This window comes from Sphingobium sp. D43FB, assembly GCF_002312805.1.
Classification (GTDB): Bacteria; Pseudomonadota; Alphaproteobacteria; order Sphingomonadales; family Sphingomonadaceae; genus Sphingobium.
On the sequence record NZ_NMUA01000194.1, the window covers coordinates 1 to 456 of the forward strand.

The following is a 456-nucleotide window of genomic DNA, read 5'->3' on the forward strand; positions in this document are numbered from 1 at the left end:
TTGGTGGCCTTGTCTGGTACTTGGATCATCAGAACCGGGGCCGATACATGCAGGTGACCGACAACGCCTATGTTGCGGCGGATTCCGTCATCACAGCGCCCAAGATCGCCGGATATGTTGAACGGGTGTTCGTTATCGAGAATCAGACGGTTCGGCAGGGGCAGTCTCTAGCTGAACTCGATCCCCGCGAATATCGGGCGCAGACTGAACAGATTACCAGCCAGATCGAAACGGCAACGGCTGCGGGGGATACGACGCGCTCTCAGATTTCCGAACAACAGGCAACCATAGCGCAAGCGCAAGCCCAGCTCGACGCGGCGCGCGCCGAGGCTGCTTTCGCCGCACAGCAGGTTACGCGATATCAGCCGCTTGCCGCATCCGGCGCCGAGCCAGGGGAGCGTTTCGCGCAGCTTCAGACGCAGGCACGGCAAGCTCGCGAGCGAACCAATGCTGCGC

At 61.2% G+C, this 456-nt stretch carries 1 protein-coding gene; it reads left to right on the plus strand.

Annotation, left to right across the window (positions count from 1 at the left end):
* Positions 1–47: 47 nt before the first annotated feature.
* On the plus strand, positions 48–456 hold a 409-nt coding region (locus SxD43FB_RS23995), incomplete at its 3' end, for a biotin/lipoyl-binding protein (RefSeq protein ID WP_255245896.1).